The 20063-nt window shown below is 66.5% G+C and carries 17 protein-coding genes; 8 read left to right on the top strand and 9 right to left on the bottom strand.

Annotated features, from left to right (window positions below):
• Positions 1-3: 3 nt before the first annotated feature.
• Genes ABE423_RS03450 through potA form a run of 3 tightly spaced genes read right to left on the bottom strand, consistent with a single transcriptional unit; the run spans position 4 to position 2908 of the window.
• Positions 4-846: an ABC transporter permease subunit gene (locus ABE423_RS03450; RefSeq protein WP_032130237.1), complete on the bottom strand. Its 843-nt coding sequence runs from the start codon at positions 844-846 to the stop codon at positions 4-6.
• Positions 843-1775 carry an ABC transporter permease subunit gene (locus ABE423_RS03445; RefSeq protein ID WP_032130238.1) on the bottom strand — a complete coding sequence of 311 codons (933 nt, stop codon included), beginning with the start codon at positions 1773-1775 and terminating at the stop codon, positions 843-845. Before ABE423_RS03445 ends, ABE423_RS03450 begins: the two co-directional genes overlap by 4 nt.
• Positions 1772-2908: a polyamine ABC transporter ATP-binding protein gene (potA, locus tag ABE423_RS03440; RefSeq protein ID WP_180837461.1), complete on the bottom strand. Its 1137-nt coding sequence runs from the start codon at positions 2906-2908 to the stop codon at positions 1772-1774. The genes ABE423_RS03445 and potA overlap by 4 nt, the downstream gene beginning before the upstream one ends.
• Positions 2909-3181: 273 nt before the next feature.
• Here potA and ABE423_RS03435 point away from each other — a divergent pair, with 273 nt between their 5' ends.
• Positions 3182-4582: an NAD(P)-binding domain-containing protein gene (locus tag ABE423_RS03435; protein WP_180837460.1), complete on the top strand. Its 1401-nt coding sequence runs from the start codon at positions 3182-3184 to the stop codon at positions 4580-4582.
• A 39-nt stretch (positions 4583-4621) separates the two neighbouring features.
• On the opposite strand, the gene ABE423_RS03430 is transcribed toward ABE423_RS03435, so the two are convergent.
• The 3 genes from ABE423_RS03430 to ABE423_RS03420 all read right to left on the bottom strand — a co-directional run bounded on the left by ABE423_RS03430 (position 4622) and on the right by ABE423_RS03420 (position 7978).
• On the bottom strand, positions 4622-5731 hold the full coding sequence (locus ABE423_RS03430; RefSeq protein ID WP_032127877.1) for a polyamine ABC transporter substrate-binding protein: 1110 nt from the start codon (positions 5729-5731) through the stop codon (positions 4622-4624).
• 91 nt (positions 5732-5822) lie between these two features.
• On the bottom strand, positions 5823-7220 hold the full coding sequence (locus ABE423_RS03425; RefSeq protein WP_049423285.1) for a glutamine synthetase family protein: 1398 nt from the start codon (positions 7218-7220) through the stop codon (positions 5823-5825).
• Positions 7217-7978 carry a gamma-glutamyl-gamma-aminobutyrate hydrolase family protein gene (locus ABE423_RS03420; RefSeq protein ID WP_180837459.1) on the bottom strand — a complete coding sequence of 254 codons (762 nt, stop codon included), beginning with the start codon at positions 7976-7978 and terminating at the stop codon, positions 7217-7219. Before ABE423_RS03420 ends, ABE423_RS03425 begins: the two co-directional genes overlap by 4 nt.
• Positions 7979-8139: 161 nt before the next feature.
• On the opposite strand from ABE423_RS03420, the gene ABE423_RS03415 reads away from it, so the two are divergent.
• Both ABE423_RS03415 and ABE423_RS03410 read left to right on the top strand, forming a co-directional pair.
• Positions 8140-9417, top strand: coding sequence for an FAD-binding oxidoreductase (locus tag ABE423_RS03415; protein WP_180837458.1), 1278 nt, complete (start codon positions 8140-8142; stop codon positions 9415-9417).
• A 213-nt stretch (positions 9418-9630) separates the two neighbouring features.
• Entirely contained in the window at positions 9631-11241 is a 1611-nt protein-coding gene (locus ABE423_RS03410) for an MASE1 domain-containing protein (protein ID WP_343205448.1), read from the top strand.
• A 112-nt stretch (positions 11242-11353) separates the two neighbouring features.
• Here ABE423_RS03410 and ABE423_RS03405 read toward each other — a convergent pair whose 3' ends face one another.
• Positions 11354-11740 carry a hypothetical protein gene (locus ABE423_RS03405; protein ID WP_258015752.1) on the bottom strand — a complete coding sequence of 129 codons (387 nt, stop codon included), beginning with the start codon at positions 11738-11740 and terminating at the stop codon, positions 11354-11356.
• Positions 11741-11941: 201 nt separating this feature from the next.
• Here ABE423_RS03405 and ABE423_RS03400 point away from each other — a divergent pair, with 201 nt between their 5' ends.
• Both ABE423_RS03400 and ABE423_RS03395 read left to right on the top strand, forming a co-directional pair.
• Positions 11942-13285, top strand: a complete 1344-nt coding sequence (locus ABE423_RS03400) for a diguanylate cyclase (protein ID WP_032127881.1) — start codon at positions 11942-11944, stop codon at positions 13283-13285.
• Positions 13286-13370: 85 nt separating this feature from the next.
• Positions 13371-13832 carry a bacteriohemerythrin gene (locus tag ABE423_RS03395; protein ID WP_004151683.1) on the top strand — a complete coding sequence of 154 codons (462 nt, stop codon included), beginning with the start codon at positions 13371-13373 and terminating at the stop codon, positions 13830-13832.
• Here the strand turns inward: ABE423_RS03395 and ABE423_RS03390 are convergent.
• Positions 13813-15105: an MFS transporter gene (locus tag ABE423_RS03390; protein ID WP_180837502.1), complete on the bottom strand. Its 1293-nt coding sequence runs from the start codon at positions 15103-15105 to the stop codon at positions 13813-13815. The genes ABE423_RS03395 and ABE423_RS03390 overlap by 20 nt on opposite strands.
• Positions 15106-15261: 156 nt before the next feature.
• On the opposite strand from ABE423_RS03390, the gene ABE423_RS03385 reads away from it, so the two are divergent.
• On the top strand, positions 15262-15903 hold the full coding sequence (locus tag ABE423_RS03385; protein ID WP_346484988.1) for a hypothetical protein: 642 nt from the start codon (positions 15262-15264) through the stop codon (positions 15901-15903).
• Positions 15904-16056: 153 nt separating this feature from the next.
• On the opposite strand, the gene ABE423_RS03380 is transcribed toward ABE423_RS03385, so the two are convergent.
• Positions 16057-17553, bottom strand: a complete 1497-nt coding sequence (locus ABE423_RS03380) for an aldehyde dehydrogenase (RefSeq protein ID WP_180837455.1) — start codon at positions 17551-17553, stop codon at positions 16057-16059.
• Positions 17554-17657: 104 nt separating this feature from the next.
• Between ABE423_RS03380 and ABE423_RS03375 the strand changes: the two genes are divergently transcribed.
• Together ABE423_RS03375 and ABE423_RS03370 are read left to right on the top strand one after the other, a co-directional pair.
• Entirely contained in the window at positions 17658-19010 is a 1353-nt protein-coding gene (locus ABE423_RS03375; RefSeq protein WP_253143307.1) for an aspartate aminotransferase family protein, read from the top strand.
• A 63-nt stretch (positions 19011-19073) separates the two neighbouring features.
• Complete coding sequence (locus tag ABE423_RS03370) at positions 19074-19952, top strand: plasmid replication/partition related protein (RefSeq protein WP_032127886.1); 879 nt, start codon at positions 19074-19076, stop codon at positions 19950-19952.
• Positions 19953-20063: the final 111 nt, after the last annotated feature.

Genomic DNA, 20063 nt, shown 5'->3' with positions numbered 1-20063 from the left:
TGCTCAGCCGTTTTCCTGCCGCGCCAGCTGCAGGTCGCGCTGGCGCCGTTTCTCGGCGCGGGCGTTGATGTACCAGCCGATCACCGCGGCGATCGACACCGCCGACACCAGCAGGGTGGCCAGTGCGTTGATCTTCGGGCTGATGCCCATGCGCACCGAGGCGAACACCTTCATCGGCAGCGTGGTCGAGCCCGGCGTGGCGACGAAGCTGGCCACCACCACGTCATCCAGCGACAGAGTGAACGCCAGCAGCCAGCCCGCCACCAGCGCCGGTGCGATGATCGGCAGGGTGATGCGGCCGAACACAGTCAACCGGCTGGCGCCCAGGTCCATCGCCGCCTCTTCCAGCGACAGGTCCATTTCCTGCAGCCGCGAGGACACCACCACGGTGACGAAGCACAGGGTGAAGGTGACATGGGCGATCCAGATGGTGGTCAGGCCGCGCGCCGGGAAGCCGGGAATCGCGCCCATCGAGGCCAGCAGCGCCATCAACGAGAAGCCCAGGATCACATCCGGCATCACCAGCGGCGCGGTGACCAGCGCGCCGAACAGCGGCTTGCCACGGAAGCGCTTGAAGCGCGTCATCACCATCGCCGCCAGCGTGCCCAGCACGGTGGCGGTACAAGCGGTCCAGAACGCCACCACCAGGCTGGTCCACATCGCATCCATCAGCGCGCGGTCGGCGAACAGGTCGCTGTAGGCACGGGTGGAGAACCCGGCCCAGACCATCGCCAGCCGCGAGCTGTTGAACGAATAGAACATCAACAGCAGGATCGGCAGGTACAGGAAGGCGAAGCCGAGCAGCAGCACGCCCAGCCCCAGGCCCTTTGCGCTACGCGGACTCATGCCTGCTTCCCTTCCAGCAGGCGCTGCTGGGAACGGTTGAACAGCAGGATCGGCACCAGCAGCAACAGGATCATCGCCACCGCCATCGCCGAGGCGCCCGGCCAGTTGCGGTTGTTGAAGAACTCGTTCCACAGCTGGCGGCCCACCATCAGCGTCTCCGAGCCACCCAGCATTTCCGGGATCACGAATTCACCAATGGCCGGAATCATCACCAGCATGCAGCCGGCGATGATGCCGGCCTTGGACAGCGGCAGGGTGATGCGCAGGAACGCCTGCCACGGCTTGGCACCAAGGTCGTAGGCGGCTTCCAGCAGGCGGTGGTCATGCTTGACCAGATTGGCGTACAGCGGCAGCACCATGAACGGCAGGTAGCAGTAGACGATGCCGATATAGGCGGCGGTCGGGGTGTCGATCAGCTGCAGCTTGGGCAGGCCCATGCTGGTCATCAGCGATTGCAGGCCGGTGAACTGCAGGAACTGGTCGAGCAGGCCGTTGCGGTCCAGGATCGCCTTCCATGCATACACGCGGATCAGGAACGAGGTCCACGACGGCAGCACCACCAGCATCATTGCCACGTTGCGCGCGGCGGGCGACAGGCGGGCGATGGCATAGGCCATCGGGTAGCCGATCAGCAGGGTCAGGAAAGTAGAGATCGCCGCGATCTTGATCGAGCTCAGGAACGCCTGCGCATAGATCGAATCGCGGAACAGCGCCAGGTAGTTTTCCAGGTTCAGCTTCAGCGAGAAGCCGCCGTCGGCGTACTGCAGCAGCCAGGTGTACGGCGGCGAGCCGACCCGGCTGAGCGAGAAGCTGATCATCAGCACGATCAGGAACGGCACTGCGAAGAACAGCAGCAGCCACAGATACGGAATGCCGATCACCGTGGCACGCAGCCCCGGCAACCAGCGCTTCAGGCCGGCGACGCTCATGAGGTCAGCACCACGCCGTCGTTGTCGCGCCAGTGCACCCACACCTCGTCGCCCCAGGTGAGGCCATCACTGGCCCAGCGCTGCGAGTTGGCGAAGTTGGCCAGCACCTTGGCACCGCTGGGCAGGCGCACGTGGTACACCGAGTGGCTGCCGAAATAGGCAATGTCCTCGATCACGCCCTGTGCCTTGTTGGTGTGCCCTTCCGGCTCGTCCTTGCCGATCATCACCTTTTCCGGGCGAAGCGCGAACGCGACCGGCTGCCCTTCATAGCCGGTGATGCCATGGGCGATGTAGATCGGCGCCGGGAACAGCGGCGAGCGCACGGTCACGTACTCGGGAAGGTCCTCGTCGATCACCCCGTCGAACAGGTTGACCGAACCGATGAACTCGGCGACGAAGCGGTTGGCCGGCTGCTCGTAGACCTCGTCCGGCTTGCCGACCTGCTGGATCCAGCCGGCATCCATCACCGCGATGCGGGTGGCCATGGTCATCGCTTCTTCCTGATCGTGGGTGACCATCACGCAGGTCACACCCGACGATTCGATGATGCTGACCAGTTCCAGCTGCATCTGCGAGCGCAGTTTCTTGTCCAGCGCGCCCATCGGCTCGTCCAGCAACAGCAGCTTCGGCCCTTTGGCCAGCGACCGCGCCAGCGCCACGCGCTGCTGCTGGCCGCCGGACAGCTGATGCGGCTTGCGCTTGCCCAGGTGCCCCATCTGCACCAGGTCCAGCATCTCGCCGACGCGCTTGTTGATCGCGTCCTTACCCAGGCCATCCTGCTTCAGGCCGAAGGCGATGTTCTGCTCGACCGTCATGTGCGGGAACAGGGCGTAGGACTGGAACATCATGTTGACCGGCCGCTGGTACGGCGGCAGCGCGTCCAGGCGCTGGCCATCGAGGGTGATGCTGCCCTTGGTAGGCGTCTCAAAGCCGCCGAGGCAGCGCAGCAGGGTCGATTTGCCACTGCCGGAGCCACCGAGCAGGGCAAAGATCTCGCCCTTGCGCACGTCCAGGTTAACGTCGTCGACGGCGACGAAACCGTCGAATTCCTTGCGCAGGTCACGAATGGAGAGATAGCCGGGCGCACCGGTCGTGTCGACGACGGTGGCTACCGGCTGGGCTTCAACGGGCATGGGGGCTCCGGGAGCGGGCGGTGGACAGCGGCCGCCATTCTAACGGCCGGGGGGCCCAGGGGATATGACGGCGGCAGGCGGAAGCGGCCGCTGGCCAGCCCCGGGGGCCCTGGGAGTGTCGGTTTTCCCCCGCCATGGTGGCCTGTCCGCGCAAAGGCCCGGGCTCCCCTGGACGCCCCTGCGGTCGTCCCGGCCAGACACCACAGGCGACGCCTCGATCTGCAACGTTTTTCAGAACCGGATCTGTTGAAGGCCCGGGGCATTCCCCGCGCAATGGCCCGGATCAAGCCCCTGCATGGACCCATCCTGGTGACTTCCCCGGACCGCCCCTCCCCTTTCCCGCCCCGCATGCCGGGCTCCCTGCCTGCAACGCTGCCGCTGGTCATCATCGGCGCCGGCCAGGCCGGGCTGTCCCTCAGCGCGCTCCTGCAGGAAGCCGGCGTCGAGCATCGCGTGCTGGAGGCCGAAACCGTGGGCGCCAGCTGGCAGCGGCGCTGGGATTCGTTCCAGACCAACACCGCCAACGCGACGATGGCCCTGCACGGCCATGCCTATGCGGGTGACGACCCGGAAGGTTTCATGGGGGCCCCGGAGGTGATCCGGCGGCTGCGCGACTATGCCGACGAACGTTCGTTGCCGATCAGCGAAGGTTGTGCGGTTCAGCGGGTCACGCCCGAATCGGGCGGCTATGCCATCGAAACCAGCCACGGATTGATCCGCGCTGGGGCGGTTGTGGTCGCCACCGGCGAGTACCGGCGCGCGCGGATGCCCCGGGTCCCGTTCGCGCCCGCGCGGGGTCTGACGGTGCTGCACTCCGGCGACTACCGCAGCCCCCGCCAGCTGCCCGACGGCGGCGTGCTGGTCATCGGTGGCGGCCAGTCCGGCGCGCAGATCGCCCAGGACCTGCGCGACAGCGGTCGCAGCGTGCACTGGTCACTGGCCCAGCGGCATTCGCATACCCGCCGGCTGCGCGGCAAGGACTCGATGACCTGGTGGGACATGGCCGGGCGTATCCACCAGCATGTGAGTGAAGCGGCCGCCGTCCTGGCCGGAGAACCGGATGCGCTGCGCAAGGCCCGTACCGCCGAATTCCCGCTGATTTCCGGCAAGGGGCGTGCCGGCCTGGGCAGCTCGATCAGCCTGCTGGCGATGCACCGCGCAGGCATCAGGCTGCTGGGTCGGTTGCAGGGCTTCGATGGAAACGTCGCCCGCTTCGCCGATGTGCGCCCGCAGCTGCGCACCGCGATCGAGGCGACACGGACCGAATATGCCTATCTCGATTCGCTGGCCAGCGCGTACTACGCCACGCGGCCCGAACCGCGCACCGACGATGCCCGCTACATTCCCGACGAGGTCTATCTGCATTGGGAGCCGGACGCCGCCCCGCGTGAACTGGATCTGCGGACGGAAGGCATCCGTTCGGTGGTGCTGGCCACCGGCTTCGTCGCCGAATGGCCGTGGCTCGACGTGCAGGGCGTGCTGGACGCACATGGCTATCCGCTCGGCGAGTTCGGCGTTTCACCGCATCCGGGGCTGTTCTTCATCGGCATGCACAACCTGCAGCGGATGAGTTCGTCGTTCCTGTGCAACGGCGGTCGCGATGCACGTGACCTGTTGCCGGCGATCCTGCGGCACCTTGACCAGGGCGGCAGTACCGCGCCCGGCCAAGGATGAAGCAATCCGCCGGGCATGGCCCGGCGGCGCCAGACCGGCTTAACGGCCGGTCTTCACCTCGGTCCACAGCCGGGTGTAGAGCTTGTCGGTTTCCGGCGTATTGATCGAATAGGTGAACATCTTGTCGGCCACGTCGGCCGGCGGGTAGATGGTCGGGTCGGTACGGATCGCCTCATCCACCAGCGGGGTCGCGGTCGGCACCGGGTTGGCGTAGTGGATGAAGTTGGTGTTGGCCGCGGCAACCTTCGGCTGCAGCAGGTAATTGATGAAGGCGTACGCGGCTTCCGGATGCTTGGCGTCCTTCGGGATCGCCAGCATGTCGAACCACTGCGGGGCGCCTTCCTTCGGGATCGAGTAGGCCACGTGCACGCCATTGCTGGCTTCCTCGGCGCGGTCGCGGGCCTGGATGATGTCACCCGACCAGCCCACCACCAGGCAGGTGCCGCCATTGGCCAGCGAACCCACGTACTGCGAGGAGTGGAAATTCTGCACGTAAGGGCGGATCGACTTCAGCAGGTCGGCCGCCTTCTGCAGCTCGGCCGGGTCGCCGCTGTGCGGGTCCAGGCCCAGGTAATGCAGCGCGATCGGAATCATGTCCGCCGGCGTGTCCAGGATGGTCACGCCGCAGTCCTTCATCTTGCTGATGTTCTCCGGCTTGAACACCAGGTCCCAGCTGTTGGCGATGTCGGTGCTGCCGCCGAAGCGCTGCTTCAGCATCTCCACGTTGTAGCCGATGCCGGTGGTGCCGATCATGTACGGCACGCCGTACTGGTTGCCCGGGTCCTGGGTGGCGATGCGCTTCATCACCGCCGGATCGAGGTTGGCCAGGTTCGGGATCTTGCTCTTGTCCAGCGGCAGGAACACGCCGGCCTGGATCTGGCGACCGAAGAAGTTCAGGGTCGGCACCACCACGTCGTAGCCGCTGTTGCCGGCCAGCAGCTTGGTCTCGACCATCTCATCACTGTCGAACACATCGTAGGTCACCTTGATGCCGCTCTCCTTCTCGAAGGTCGGGATGGTGTCCTCGGCGATGTAATCGCTGTAGTTGTAGACGTTCAGGACCTGGCTGTCCTGCGCGCCGCCGTTGCCACCGCTGCAGGCGGCGAGCATGGCGGAGGCCAGGCCGAGCGTGAGGATACGCAGCTTCATCGGGTGCTCCAGAATGCGGGAAGGGGGGCCGGCGGGGCCGGCAACGGGTGCCAGCCTACCCCCCGGCGGCGGATTTTTCTATTCCAGATGCTCAGACGTTCAGCAGCAGGAACTCGCGCTCCCACGAACTGATGACACGGAAAAAGGTCTCGTATTCCTTGCGCTTGACCGAGATGTAGGCACGGCAGAAGCGCTCGCCCAGCAGGGCCTGCAGCTCGCTGCACTGCTCCAGCCCGTCCAGCGCTTCGCCCAGCGAGCGCGGCAGGTTGTAGCCCAGTTCCTTGGCGCTGCCGGTCACCGGCGCATCCGGTGCCAGCCGCTCGCGGATGCCCAGCAGGCCGCAGGCCAGGGTCGCCGCCATCGCCAGGTACGGGTTGGCATCGGACCCGGCGAAACGGCTTTCCACGCGCATGTTCTCCGGCGTGTCCAGCGGCACACGCAGCCCGCAGGTGCGGTTGTCATAGCCCCAGTGCACGTTGCTCGGCGAGACCTCGCCGAACACCAGCCGGCGATAGGAATTCACGTTCGGCGCAAAGAAGGCCATCGCCTGCGGCACGTACTTCTGCAGGCCGCCCAGGTAGTGGCCGAACACCGGGCTGAACTCGCCCTCGGCATGGGTCTCACCGGCGAACACATTGCTGCCATCGCTCACCCGCACCAGGCTCTGGTGGATGTGCATGGCGCTGCCCGGCTCGTTTTCCATCGGCTTGGCCAGGAACGTGGCATACACCCCGTGGCGCATCGCCGCTTCGCGCATGGTGCGCTTGAACAGGAATACCTGGTCGGCCAGGTCCATCGCATCGGCATGGGTGAAGTTGACCTCCAGCTGTGCCGCGCCGGATTCGTGGATCAGCGTGTCCACGTCCAGCTTCATCGCATCAGCGTAGTCGTACATCAGGTCGAGAATCGGGTCGAATTCGTTGACCGCATCGATCGAGTACGACTGCCGCGCGGTTTCCGGACGCCCGGAGCGGCCGGCCGGTGGCAGCAGCGGGAAGTCCGGGTCGGTGTTCTTCTGCACCAGGAAGAACTCCAGCTCCGGCGCCACCACCGGGCGCAGGCCCAGCTCGGCGTAGGCCGCCAGCACGCGGCGCAGCACGTTGCGCGGTGCCAGCTCGTGCGGCTCACCGCTCTTGGTGTAGCAATCGTGGATGACCTGCGCGGTGGCATCGGCCGCCCACGGCACCATGCGCACCGTGTCCGGATCGGGGCGCAGCATCATGTCCGAGTCCGACGGCGAGGTCAGGTCGTAGTAATCGTCAGGGAACTCGCCGGTGACGGTGGTGGCGAAGATGCCTTCGGGCAGCCGCGTGCCGTAGTCGTGCGAGAACTTGTCAGCCGGAATGATCTTGCCGCGCGCGTTGCCGGTGATGTCCGGCACCAGGCACTCGACCTCGGTGATGCGCCGCTCCTTCAGCCAACGCAGCAGACTGCTTTCCTGCGGTGCGGGGGGCGTAGCCGTCTTGCGCGGGCGCGTTCGGGAACTCATCGGGAATCCAGTCGGTTCTGTTGGTGCTGCCGGCAAGCTTGGCCGAACGCACGGAAAATAGCGTGATAGAACGGCGAATCCATGACACGCCACTCCGGGTGCCACTGTACGCCGAGCACGAAACCATGGTGCAGGCTGCGTGCCGCCTCGACCAGGCCATCATCGGCCACGGCTTCGACCTGGAGCCCCTGCGCCAGGCGGGCGATACCCTGCCCGTGTACCGAATTGACCTGCGTCCGGTCACTGCCGCTCCACCGCGCCAACCAGCCATCAGCGGCCAGGGTGACCGTGTGGGCCGGCCCGTACTGCACCTCCACCGGCGCCTGCGGGTCTTCGCGGTGGTCGGCCAGGCCCGGCACCGCATGCACCTGCGGATGCAGGCTGCCACCGAGCGCGACATTCACTTCCTGGAAGCCGCGGCAGATCGCCAGCACTGGCAGATCCAGCGCCAGCGCCTCGTGCAGCAACGCAAAGGCATTGGCATCGCGCGCCGGGTCGTGCGGATTGCCTGGCCAGCTGCGGCCGCCCTCATAGTGCTGCGGTTCGATGTTGCTGACCGCGCCGGTCAACAGCAGGCCATCGAGCCCCTGCAGCCATTCGCCAGCCGGCAAAGGAGGCCGCAGGCTCGGCAACACAACCGGGGTCACCTCGGCCGCCTCGGCCAGCGCGCGCACGTACTTCTCGCCGGCCACCGCAAAGCGGTGATGGCCGAGCACGGTGCTGTCGGTGGGCAGGCCCACCCAGGGCAGGCGGCGCATGGGAAAACTCCTTGGCGTGCCGACACGTTACCCGTCGCCCGGCGAACGCGGCAAGTCGTCGCCGTCACACCATGGCCGTCACGCATCGGCGAAACTAAGCGCGTGAACGCTGATCGCCCTCCCCCGCTCCGCCCGTCCGTACTGCGCCCGCAAGGCCTGCGATGAGCGCCGCCTTCCCGCCCAGCTGGTACGCCGCCAGCTTGCCCGAGCCGCCCGCACTTCCCTCGCTGCAGGGGAATGTGCAGGCCGATGTCGCAGTGCTTGGCGCGGGCTACACCGGCCTGACCGCAGCACTGGAACTGGCTACGCGTGGCCAGCGCGTGGTGGTGCTGGACGCGCAGCGGATCGGTTGGGGCGCGTCCGGTCGCAACGGTGGCCAGGCGCTGGTGGGCTATGGCTGCGAGGTGGGCGAGCTGGAGCGCCAGCTCGGCCGCGACGATGCGCGCCACCTGTTCGACTGGTCGCGTGACGCGGTGCAGGCGATGCGCACCCGCATCGATCGCCACGGCATCGACTGCCATTGGGTGGAAGGCCATGCCAGCGTCGCCATCCGCGAACGGCATGAGCGTGAACTACTGGCCAACTGCGAGCACCTGCAGCGCCACTACGACTACCCGATGCAATGGTGGAACCGTGATGCCCTGCGCGCGCAGCTGGACAGCCCACGCTACCGCGCCGCGATGTTCGACCCGCTCAGCGCGCACCTGCAACCGCTGGCGTATGCACGCGGGTTGGCCGATGCGGCGCGCGCCGCCGGCGTGGTGATCCACGAGAACTCCGCGGTGACCCGCGTGCAGCGGGGACCACAGCCTTCCCTGCATACCGCTCAGGGCAGCGTGCGCGCTGCGCATCTGGTGGTGGCCGGCAACGCCTGGCTGCAGGGCCTGCTGCCCGTGCTGGAGCGGCGGATCATGCCGGTCGGCACCTATATCGGCGCCAGCGAACCGCTGGGTGCTGAACGCGCCCGGGCGCTGATCGGCAACAACATGGCCGTGGCCGACACCGCATGGGCTCTGGACTACTTCCGCCTCAGCCACGACCACCGGCTGCTGTTCGGCGGCCGCGCCAGCTACTCGGCCCTGCCCCCACCCGGCCTGCGCGGGGTGATGCAGCGGCGCATGCACCAGGTGTTCCCGCAGCTGGCCGACGTGGCACTGGACCAGGTCTGGGGTGGTTATGTGGACATTACCCGCAACCGCGCCCCGCATTGGGGCCGGCTGGACGGCAACCTGTACTTCGCGCAGGGGTTCTCCGGCCATGGGGTGGCCGCCGCCGGGCTGGCCGGCGAGGTGATCGCCGCCGCCATTGCCGGCCAGAGCGAGCGTCTGGACGTGTTCCAGCGCCTGCGGCATGCGCCCTTCCCCGGTGGCCGGCTGCTGCGCACGCCGCTGCTGGTGGCGGCGATGTCCTGGTACAAATTGCGGGATGCGTTGTGGTGAAGCAGTGAGCTGACACGGAGAGATTCCGAAGAACCGGCAATTCCTGGTCCTCCACGGCATGTGAAGAGCACTCATCCAGGAGGGCGTGACGGAATTCTCATTTGATCGGCAGATCGCATCGGCAATTGCATTATCTATTTCATGCCGATACCGTCCCTCAGAACCGGGTCCCGCGGCGAATGGATACTGACAGGGAACGTACTAGAGGGAGATGTGCGATTGAACTGGTGGAATGAAGGCCTGCAGTTGAAGTTGCGTATCCGCCCGGCGGGGCTGGTCCTTGCGCTGTTGTACGCCATCGCATGCTGGGCGTCTCGCCAGTTGTCGCTCGACCAGTTCTACCTGCCCGCCGGCGTCCGCGTGGCTGCGGTGCTGTTGTTTCCCCCTCGATGGTGGCCGTATCTGCTGCTGGGCGAATACGCCTACTTTGCACAGATGCGCGTGCCAATGATCGAGAAGTATGGACTGGCCTGGATAGTGCTTGGTTCGGCACTGCTGATGCCTGCAGTGATGCTGATCGTGCATCTGCACCGGAAAATGATGGTGACCACGAAGAATGCGTGGCTGATTTCAGTCGCGGCGGCTTCGGCCATGGTCGTCACAGCGCTCAATCTGATGTTGGCGCACCTTCTGTGGCCGACACCGCCGGAGATGCCGGTGCTTGCCAGCATCGCGCGCTTGGTCGTTGGCGACTTCATCGGCATACTAACCCTTGCACCGCTTGCGTTGCTGTGGACACGCCGGACCGGCAACGCCCGTTGGACATCAGGTTTCGCCCCGCCTGCACTCGCTGCCCTGACGCTGATGGCGATGATTGGCCTGTATGCCGCACAGCTCCCCCTGGATGAAGCCAACGCCAAGACATCGATGCAGCTGCTGATGGCTCTGCCGGTCGTCGTGCTCACCTGTCTGTATGGCTGGCGAGGTGCGGCGATCGGAGTACCGTCGCTCAACCTGATCATTGGCCTGACCACCCCAAGCCCCTATACGGGTGCATTCGATCCAGCTGCGTTCGCGACCCAGCAGATCATGGCGGTCACCGGCGCTGCACTGCTGGTGTTAGGGTCGCGCATCACCCACTATTACCACCGTTCGCGATTGGGCGAAGTGGGTGAAAGAGATGCGCTCAAGCACGCGCGGAATTCACTGGTCGCAAGCGAGCTTGATCTCCGTGAGCGCGCGCGGCACCTGAGGAAGCTGGGGGACGGCATCGACACCTCGCTCGGCGAGGTAGTGAATTGGCTCAATGCGCATGGCCATCCCACGATAGCGAACAGTCTCCTGCATATGGCTTCGGTCCATTCGCGACAATTCCGCGAACAAACCAGCATGGTCTACCCCGCAGCATTGGAACATCTTGGGCTCTACGTCGCCCTACAGGCCGGCGGCGTACGCGAAACCTGGGACCTGAGCCATCGCGTGATGCGCCCTCGATTGCTCGGCGATCCCTGTCAGCTCAGTGTCGGCCTGCAGCTGGCCGCCTATCGCGCCCTCACCGATGCCGTTTCGCTGTTGATCAACAGTGAATCCGGCCAGATCAGCATCCGCGTGCGTTGCGGCAGGAGAGGAGGACGCCGCGGCATCCTGATGACGGTCGCACTGCTGGATTCATACCGCAGCCTGTCGCCGTCCACTGTCACCGCCACTGTCGAGCGCTTGGCTGGCCGAACGATCGCCTATGGCGGAACAGTGCAGTGCCATCGGAATCGGATACGAATGGCGATGGTGGAAACGGGGGACTCCGCCGCCATCGGCATTGCGTCGTTCAACGCTATGGATCACGTGACGACCTCCGGACAAGGAAACTCGCAGACCCAGATCTGATGGCCGGTGTCCGCCAAAAGGCCGGCCTTACCATAATCGCCCTCTGCCCGCGTTCATCGCGGCAAGCGCAGCGGCGCAGAAGATCCCGACGCCGCTGCGCACTTCTGCGCCTTTACGGTGTTTCAACCGACCAGATGACTTCGCCGCCACTACGATAACGCACCAGCGAAAAATCGCTGCCGCTGTAGATCTGCGAGCGGCTGGCGCCTGCCGGTATCTGGATCTTCTGCTGGGGCAGCGAAACCCTAGCCACATTGTTGCCTGCCGGCAGCACCCAGTAGGCCCCACCTGCGTTGCCGATGATCAACTGCACGTTTCCGAGGAGGTCGTTCACCTGCAAATAGGTGATGCCGTCACGCTGGAATCCATACAGCTGCCAGCTGGGATCCTGGCTGAGATTGACTGCAGCCGGACTGGCCTGCCCCAACCCAGCCGTAGCCAATGGCTTCCCATGAAAATCCGAGGGACCGCCCGCGATTGCCGGGGCAGCGGCAAGCATCAGAAATCCAGTGGCCGCACCAAAACATGAAAATCGCACAGTGACCTCCAGGTCGAAGTTGAAGTCGAGAACCTCCAGCTGATACTAACCGCTTCCCATCTGAGCAATAGGCTAAACGACGAGCACGGACGTTTTCGTCCTAAAGTTACACCCGAAACCGCCGCTATCCGTGCCGAGCCCTCCTTCGTGAGCCACCGCATCATGCCCGTCCTGCCGCAGGCCGCCGTCGATGGCGACCTGGCCGATCCGTTGCCACAGCGGATCCTGCTGGTCGAAAACTCCCGTGCGTTCACCGGCATGCTGCGCGAGGCCATCGAGCAGCGCCTGGAACTGCCGGTGGTGATCGCCTCCACCCTGGCCGAGGCCGATCGCCTGCTGAGCGAGGGTGGCGGCTGGTTCCTGGTGCTGACCGGGTTGGTGCTGGCCGACGGCGACCGCGATGCGGTGGTCGAGTTCTTCCTCAAGCGCGACCTGCCGACCGTGGTGGTCAGCGGCGTGTACGACGAGGACCTGCGCAAGCGCGTGCTGCAGCAGCAGATCATCGACTACGTACTGAAGAACACCCCCGGCAGCATCGACTACCTGGTGTGGCTGGTGCAGCGGCTGGAACGCAACCGCCGCATCGCGGCGCTGGTGGTGGACGATTCGCCGTCCGCGCGCGGCTATGCCGCCGCCCTGCTGCGCATGTACGGCCATGAGGTGCACGAAGCGGCCGATGGCAACGAGGGCCTGGCCGCGATCGAGGCGCATCCGGCGATCCGCCTGGCGGTGGTCGACCAGGAAATGCCCGGCATGCAGGGCGTGGAATTCACCCGCCGCCTGCGCACCCTGCGCTCGCGCGACAAGGTGGCGGTGATCGGTATCTCCGGCAACACCGACGCCTCGCTGATCCCGCGCTTCCTGAAGAACGGTGCCAACGACTTCCTGCGCAAGCCATTCTCGCGCGAGGAATTCTTCTGCCGGGTCTCGCAGAACGTGGACCAGCTGGAATTGATCGGCACCCTGCAGGATCTGGCCACCCGAGACTTCCTTACCGGTCTGCCCAACCGCCGCTGCTTCCTGGAACAGAGCCAGCGCCAGCTGCCACAGCTGCAGCTGCATGGCCAGTGCGTGGCGGTGGCGATGATCGACATCGACCACTTCAAGCACATCAACGACACCCACGGCCACGAGGCCGGCGACGATGCGCTGCGTGCGGTGGCCGGTGCGGTGGCCGCGCATGCACGCAGCCAGGACCTGATCGCACGCTTCGGTGGCGAGGAGTTCTGCCTGCTGGTGCCGGACATGGAACAGGACGAGGCACTGCAGTACTTCGAGGAACTGCGACAGCGCATCGCCGCACTGGAAGTGGACATTGGCACCGCGACGCTTCGCATGACGGTCAGCATCGGCCTGTGCTGCCTGCGCCCGCAGCGTGATGCGCTGCACCGGCTGATCTCCGAGGCCGACCGCCAGCTGTACCTGGCCAAGGCCGGTGGCCGCAACCGGGTCAGCTGCACCACGGTGGCCAGCCCGCTGCGCCCGCGCGAGCCGGCCCTGCCCTGACCGGCCCGCTTTGATCCAGATCAACGCCGCACCCGCGCGGCGGCTCTACAGTCGGCCCCGACATACGCATGAAGGGGAGCCGGGGATGGCACTACTGGTCTGGCAGGACGATCTGAACATCGGCATCGATGTGATCGACCAACAACACCGCCGCATCATCGAAATGCTCAACCACCTGCACGTGGCCCAGGCCAGCATGCAGCGTGCGGCGGTGGGTGAAGTGATCGACGAGGTGGTGGACTACACCATGTCGCACTTCGCGTTCGAAGAAGAGTTGATGGAAGAAGCGGGCTACCCGTTCTGTGCCGCGCACAAGCGCGTGCATGAGGTCTTCATCAAGCGGGTATCGGAATACCGCATGCGCTTCCAGGCCGGCGAGGACATCAGCGACGAACTGCGCACCATGCTCTCACGCTGGCTGTTCAATCACATACGCGGTGATGACCAGGCCTATGCCGAACAGGTCAAGGCGCACCTGAACCAGTTCGCCCGCGAGCACCAAGGGGGCGGTTGGCTGGGGCGTACGCTCAAGCGCTTCTTTGGTTGAGCCTCAGGGCGCGCCGGTGCAGTGCCACCAGCGCGCACAGGGTCGCCACCGCAGTCAGGCACAGGTAGTAACCCACCGCGACCAGGCCGAAGCGTTCGGCCAGCCAGGTGGCCAGGTACGGCGCCGGTGCCGCGCCAAGGATGCCGGCCAGGTTGAATGACAGCGACGCGCCGGTATAGCGCACCTCCACCGGGTAGATCTCGGCCAGGAAGGTGCCGCAGGGGCCGTAGGTCAGGCCCATCAGGAACAGGCCCAGGCACAGGAAGCCAGTGACCAGCCACGGGCTGTGCGGCTGGAACAGCGGCGCGAACAGCACACCGAAACCGACGATCAGTATGCTGGCGACGATCATCGTGCGTCGCGTGCCCCAACGGTCGCCATAGCGCGCCGACAGCGGGATACCCAGCGCGAAGAACAGCATGCCGGCCATCTGCATCAGCAGGAACTGCTCGCGGCTGTAGCCCAGCACCGCGGTGCCATGGCCGAGACTGAACACCGTCATCAGGTAGAACAGCACGAAGGTGGCGAACGCGCCCAGCGTGCCCAGCAGCATCGGTACCGGATGGTCACGCAGCACCGTCCACATCGGCAGCCGCACCGGCGCCTTGCGCTCCAGCGCCTTCTTGAAATCGGGCGTCTCGTGGATGTTCAGGCGCACCCACAGGCCGAGGCCGACCAGCAGTGCGCTGGCCACAAACGGGATACGCCAGCCCCACTGCAGGAAGTCGTCCTGGCTCAGGCAGCGGCCGAGCACCAGGAAAATGCCGGCCGACAGCAGGAAGCCGAGCGGCGCACCCAGCTGCGGGAACATGCCGTACCAGGCGCGCTTGCCCGGCGGTGCGTTCTCGGTGGCCAGCAGCACTGCCCCACCCCACTCGCCGCCCAACCCCAGGCCCTGGCCGAAGCGGCACAGCGCCAACAGCGCGGGGGCCCACAGGCCAATCTGCGCGTGGGTCGGCAGCAAACCGATCAGCACCGTGGACAGGCCCATGGTCAGCAGCGCGGCCACCAGCGTGGCCTTGCGGCCGATACGGTCACCGAAGTGGCCGAACACTGCCGAGCCCACCGGACGCGCGATGAACGCGACCGCGAACGTTGCCAGTGACTGCAGCAGCGCCGCCTGTTCGCTGCTGTCCGGGAAGAACAGGTGCGGGAACACCAGCACCGCGGCCGTGGCGTAGATGTAGAAATCGAAGAACTCGATGGTGGTGCCGATCAGGCTGGCCAGCAGGACTCGACTGGGGGAATTCACGGACGGCGCGGCAGCGGTGATCGTCGACATCGGCAACACGGGTAACGGCGGATCGCCCGATTCTGCCACGGGCCGGTGGCCGCACGGGGCGATGGTTTCAGCCGACACCGATGCCAACGGAATTTTTCGGGCCACCCGCTAGGCTGCGCCACCGGTCCCTGCATGGATGCTTTGCCGATGACTGCAGTCGCGCTGTCGTGGTCCGATTCGCCGAAGCTGCCGCGCATGGCGGCATGGCTGGTGGTGCTGCTGGTGCATGGGTTGATGGCAGTGTGGCTGCTGGGCAGCGGCAGGATCATGCTGCGCAGTAACGACGACGCAAGGATCTCGCTGCGCTGGCTGCCGCCGGAACCGCCGACGCTGGCGCCTCAACAGCCTACCCTGCGCTCCGCACAGGTGACGCGTCCGGCCGCTTCGGCGATGCCACGTCCTGCCCCGGCTGCCCAGACAGATTCCACCCTACCAGCCGCAGAGGAAACGGCCGTTGCGGCGCCGCTGACCCTGGGCCTCCCGGCGGGCAGCATCGACGGTGGCGACGGCATCAGCGCTGCGGGTGTCGCTCCGCGCCTTATTGGTCGCCGCGAGATACACCCGGCATTCGCGCCGCGCCGCAATTACTTCCGGATCCGCCGGCAGATGACGCCGGAGCAGATCGTGCATGGCGTAGCGCAACTGCTGGGTTTGTGGCCACCGGGGTACATTGTCGACCCCTGCGAGCTGGGCAAGCAGGACATGGAGTATTTCCAGAACGCCGTCGAAGAAGCCGACCGCGACATGCTGCGTGCGGCAGTGCTGCAGGTGAGTACCCGCTGCCGGTAGCTCGACAGCTGTCTGCCTTCTGTAGAGTCGAGCCATGCTCGACTGCTCTTCGCGAGAAGCAGCCGAGCATGGCTCGGCTCTACCGAAGAACGAAAAGTAGTCGAGCAAGGCTCGACTCTACAAAGAGCGAACAGCGGTCAAGCAGCCACGTCGTTACAACTGGATCCAGGTGGCCTTGATCTCGCTGTACTTATCGAAGGCGTGCAGCGATTTGTCCCGGCCGTTGCCGGACTGCTTGTAACCACCAAACGGTGCGGTCATGTCGCCGCCATCCCAGCCGTTCACCCATACGCTGCCGGCGCGCAGCTGGCGCGCAACCCGATGCGCGCGGCCCAGATCGCGTGTCCAGAGACCGGCGGCCAGTCCGTAGCGGCTGTCGTTGGCCAGGCGCACCGCTTCGGCCTCGTCGTCAAAGCCAAGCACCGCCAGCACCGGCCCGAACACTTCCTCGCGTGCCAAGGCCTGCTCCGGGCGCACCTGGTCGAACACCGTGGGCTGCACATAGCTGCCACCCGCCTCCACCTCGGCACGATGCCCCCCCAGCAGCAGGCGGGCACCTTCAGCTTCGGCGCGTGCGATATCCCGCATCACCTTGTCCAGATGCGCGGCGTCCACCAGCGCGCCCATCGGCGCGTCGGCGTCCAGCGGATGCTGCGGCTGCATGTGCTGGCCATAAGCAACCACCTGGTGCACGAAATCCTCACGGATCGAGCGCTGCACCAGCAAGCGCGACCCGGCGGTACAGACTTCGCCCTGGTTGAAGAAGATGCCCTGCGCCACGGCCTTGGCCGCCGCGTCCAGATCGGGAGCGTCGGCGAACACCACGTGCGGGCTCTTGCCGCCGCATTCCAGCCAGACCCGCTTGAGGTTGGATCGCCCGGAATACTCAAGCAACTTCGCGCCGGTGGCAGTGGAACCGGTGAACGCCAACACATCCACGTCCATGTGCAGGGCCAGCGGTTCGCCAACGCGCGCGCCATGGCCCGGCAGCACGTTCAGCACGCCCTCCGGCAGGCCCGCCTCGGCGGCCAGCGCCGCCAGCCGCAGCGCACTCAGCGGCGACCGCTCCGAAGGCTTGAGCACCACCGAGTTGCCCATCGCCAGCGCCGGCGCGATCTTCCAACAGGCCATCAGCAACGGGAAATTCCACGGCACGATGGCCGCCACCACGCCCGCGGCTTCGCGGGTGACCAGTCCGAGTTCGTGCGGGCCAGTCGGCGCGATCTCGCCATACAGCTTGTCCACCGCTTCGGCGGTCCAGGTCAGGCACCGCACCACGCCGGGCAGGTCGATACGGCGTGCGTCACGCACCGGCTTGCCCATGTCCAGGGTTTCCAGCAGCGCCAGCTCATCGGCGTGCTTCTCCACCAGCGCGGCCAGCGCCAGCAACACGCGCTTGCGATGCGCCGGGCTCGCCTGCGACCAGTGGCCCGCCTCGAAGCTGCGCCGCGCGGCCAGTACCGCGCGTTCGACATCCTGCGCGTCGCAGTCGGCAACCGCGCCCAGCACGCGACCATCGATCGGGCTGATGCAGTCGAAGCGGGCGCCGCTGGCGGCATCGACATAACGGCCATCGATGAAGGCCTGGCCCGGCATCGAGAGCTGAAGGGACAGCGCCTGCCAGTGGCTGCGGTCGGGGAAATCGGCCATGGGAAGCTCCAGCGGTCAACGAGCTTTGGTTATACCGGGACCGCCGCGACTCCACCGTGACGCGGCTGCGCTACATTCGTCGCATCGGACCCGATGGAGCTGGCATGAAGCGTCCCGAAAGCGACCTGCACGACCTGGCCACCCAGCGTCCCGAGTCACTGGACGCGTACTGGATGCCGTTCACCGCCAACCGCCAGTACAAGGCCGCGCCGCGCCTGCTGGTACGCGCCGAAGGCATGCACTACGAGGACGTCGACGGCCGCCAGATCCTCGACGGCACTGCCGGCCTGTGGTGCTGCAACGCCGGCCACGCCCGCCCACGCATCGTCGACGCCATCGTCGAGCAGGCACGTACCCTCGACTACTCGCCGGCCTTCCAGATGGGCTCGCCGCCGGCCTTCGCGCTGGCGCAGCGGCTGGCCGCACTGGCGCCTGCCCCGCTCAACCATGTGTTCTTCACCAGCTCCGGCTCCGAGGCGGTGGATACCGCGATGAAGATCGCGCTGGCCTATCACCGCCAACGTGGCGAGGGCCAGCGCACCCGCTTCATCAGCCGCGAGAAGGCTTACCACGGGGTCGGTTTCGGCGGCATGGCGCTGGGTGGGCTGCCCAACAACCGCAGGGCGTTCGGCCTGCAGCTGGGCGGCGTGGACTACCTGCGGCATACCCTGGACCTGCCGCGCAATGCGTTCAGCAAGGGCCTGCCACGCCAGGGCGCGGAGCTGGCCGACGACCTGGAACGGCTGATCGCGCTGCACGATGCCTCGACCATCGCGGCGGTGTTCGTCGAGCCCATTGCCGGTTCGGCCGGGGTGATCCTGCCCGCGCCCGGCTACCTCCAGCGCCTGCGCGAGCTGTGCGACCACCACGGCATCCTGCTGGTGTTCGACGAGGTCATCACCGGTTTCGGCCGGGTCGGCATGCCCTTCGCCGCGCAGCGCTTCGGGGTCACCCCGGACCTGCTGACCTTCGCCAAGGCGGTCAGCAACGGCGCGGTACCGCTGGGTGGCGTGCTGGCCAGCGACGCCGTGCATGCAACCCTGATGCAGGCACCGCCGCAGGCCATCGAGCTGTTCCATGGCTATACCCATTCCGGCCATCCGCTGGCCTGCGCCGCAGCGCTGGCCACGCTGGAGGTCTATGCCGAGGAGCGCCTGTTCGAGCGTGCCATCGAACTGGGCGAATATTGGCAGGAACGGCTGCACGCGCTGCAGGGCCTGCCCAACGTGATCGACATCCGCAACTTCGGGCTGGTCGGCGCGGTCGAGCTGGCGCCGCGCCGCGATGCCCCCGGCAGCCGTGGCTACGAGGTGTTCCGGCGCTGCTTCCAGGACGGCCGGCTGCTGGTGCGCTGTACCGGCGACATCATCGCGCTGTCGCCACCTCTGATCGTGGACAAGGCACAGATCGACCAGATCACCGGCACCCTGGGCGAGATGATCCGGGCCACCGCCTGAGCCCGGGCCGGCGGTGGCGAGCGGGTACAATGGGCGGTTCCGCTCCTGCTCGCTGCCGTGCCCATGGATATCGTCGTCAAAGAAGAACTCAAGGCCTACATCGACCCGCTGACCGCGGACGAACATGACGCGCTGGAGCGCAGCATCCTGGCCGAAGGCTGCCGCGATGCGCTGGTGCTGTGGGGTGATGTGCTGGTCGATGGCCACAACCGTTTCGGCATCTGCCAGAAGCATGGCCTGCCCTTCAATACCGTGCAGAACACCCGCTTCCAGAGCATGGAAGACGTGCACCTGTGGATGATCGAGCAGCACCTGGGCCGCCGCAGCGTGTCCGACTTCCAGCGCGGCGTGCTGGCGCTGCGCAAGCGCGACATCCTGGCCGCCCGCAAGCAGATCGAGCAGGCGCAGCTGCAGCGCGAGAGCGACGGCACCGCCGAAGCCATCGAGGACGCGGGTGAGGACAGCCCGCCGTGGGAACCGGCACCGAAGATCAGCCGCGCCGAGCTGGCCCGCGAGGCCAAGCTGAGCACCAGCCAGGTCGGCATGATCGAACGCATCCACGCCCAGGCCGCGGCCGAGGTGGTGGAAGCGGTGAAGGCCGGCGTGATCTCGATCAGCGCTGCTGCTGCCGTGGCCGACCTGCCGGAAGACGAGCAGCGCGCCGCTGCCGCCGGTGGCAAGGATGAGCTGAAGCAGGCCGCCAAGCGCGTGCGCGAGTCCAAGCGCAAGCCGCGTGCACCGAAGCCGGAAGCAGCCGAGATGGACTTCGAGGAAGCGGACGAAGAGCAGATCGCCAGCCGCGACGCCGAGGTGCTGTCGGCACTGGAGCAGCTGGGCGAGGATGCCCCGGCGCTGCGCCGCCGCGTGGTCGCGCTGACCCGCGAGAACGACACCCTGCGCGCGCAGCTGGCTGCGTTGCGCAAGCAGCTCGAAGCGCTCTGAACCAACGGGTAGTGCCGGCCGCGGGCCGGCCACCCCCAGGGCGTGACGGGGGGGTTTGGGATGGCCGGCCGCCGCCCGCCCAACCCGAATCACATTACCAGCCCGGTAGGC

It is taken from the genome of Stenotrophomonas sp. TWI1409 (assembly GCF_039673015.1).
Taxonomy (GTDB): domain Bacteria; phylum Pseudomonadota; class Gammaproteobacteria; order Xanthomonadales; family Xanthomonadaceae; genus Stenotrophomonas; species Stenotrophomonas maltophilia_A.
The sequence above is the reverse complement of the archived record's forward strand: the minus strand, read 5'-3'. Positions and strand labels throughout refer to the sequence as shown.

What these genes read in the sequence shown, in the direction of transcription:
- ABE423_RS03435 (WP_180837460.1), top strand. Translation starts at nt 3,182, where the DNA reads ATGGCCCGGATCAAGCCCCTGCATGGACCCATCCTGGTGACTTCCCCG.
- ABE423_RS03375 (WP_253143307.1), top strand. Translation starts at nt 17,658, where the DNA reads ATGAAGCGTCCCGAAAGCGACCTGCACGACCTGGCCACCCAGCGTCCC.
- ABE423_RS03445 (WP_032130238.1), bottom strand. Translation starts at nt 1,775, where the DNA reads ATGAGCGTCGCCGGCCTGAAGCGCTGGTTGCCGGGGCTGCGTGCCACG.
- ABE423_RS03385 (WP_346484988.1), top strand. Translation starts at nt 15,262, where the DNA reads ATGACTGCAGTCGCGCTGTCGTGGTCCGATTCGCCGAAGCTGCCGCGC.
- ABE423_RS03415 (WP_180837458.1), top strand. Translation starts at nt 8,140, where the DNA reads ATGAGCGCCGCCTTCCCGCCCAGCTGGTACGCCGCCAGCTTGCCCGAG.
- ABE423_RS03430 (WP_032127877.1), bottom strand. Translation starts at nt 5,731, where the DNA reads ATGAAGCTGCGTATCCTCACGCTCGGCCTGGCCTCCGCCATGCTCGCC.
- ABE423_RS03370 (WP_032127886.1), top strand. Translation starts at nt 19,074, where the DNA reads ATGGATATCGTCGTCAAAGAAGAACTCAAGGCCTACATCGACCCGCTG.
- ABE423_RS03380 (WP_180837455.1), bottom strand. Translation starts at nt 17,553, where the DNA reads ATGGCCGATTTCCCCGACCGCAGCCACTGGCAGGCGCTGTCCCTTCAG.
- ABE423_RS03405 (WP_258015752.1), bottom strand. Translation starts at nt 11,740, where the DNA reads ATGCTTGCCGCTGCCCCGGCAATCGCGGGCGGTCCCTCGGATTTTCAT.
- ABE423_RS03400 (WP_032127881.1), top strand. Translation starts at nt 11,942, where the DNA reads ATGCCCGTCCTGCCGCAGGCCGCCGTCGATGGCGACCTGGCCGATCCG.
- ABE423_RS03420 (WP_180837459.1), bottom strand. Translation starts at nt 7,978, where the DNA reads ATGCGCCGCCTGCCCTGGGTGGGCCTGCCCACCGACAGCACCGTGCTC.
- potA (WP_180837461.1), bottom strand. Translation starts at nt 2,908, where the DNA reads ATGCCCGTTGAAGCCCAGCCGGTAGCCACCGTCGTCGACACGACCGGT.
- ABE423_RS03450 (WP_032130237.1), bottom strand. Translation starts at nt 846, where the DNA reads ATGAGTCCGCGTAGCGCAAAGGGCCTGGGGCTGGGCGTGCTGCTGCTC.
- ABE423_RS03395 (WP_004151683.1), top strand. Translation starts at nt 13,371, where the DNA reads ATGGCACTACTGGTCTGGCAGGACGATCTGAACATCGGCATCGATGTG.
- ABE423_RS03425 (WP_049423285.1), bottom strand. Translation starts at nt 7,220, where the DNA reads ATGAGTTCCCGAACGCGCCCGCGCAAGACGGCTACGCCCCCCGCACCG.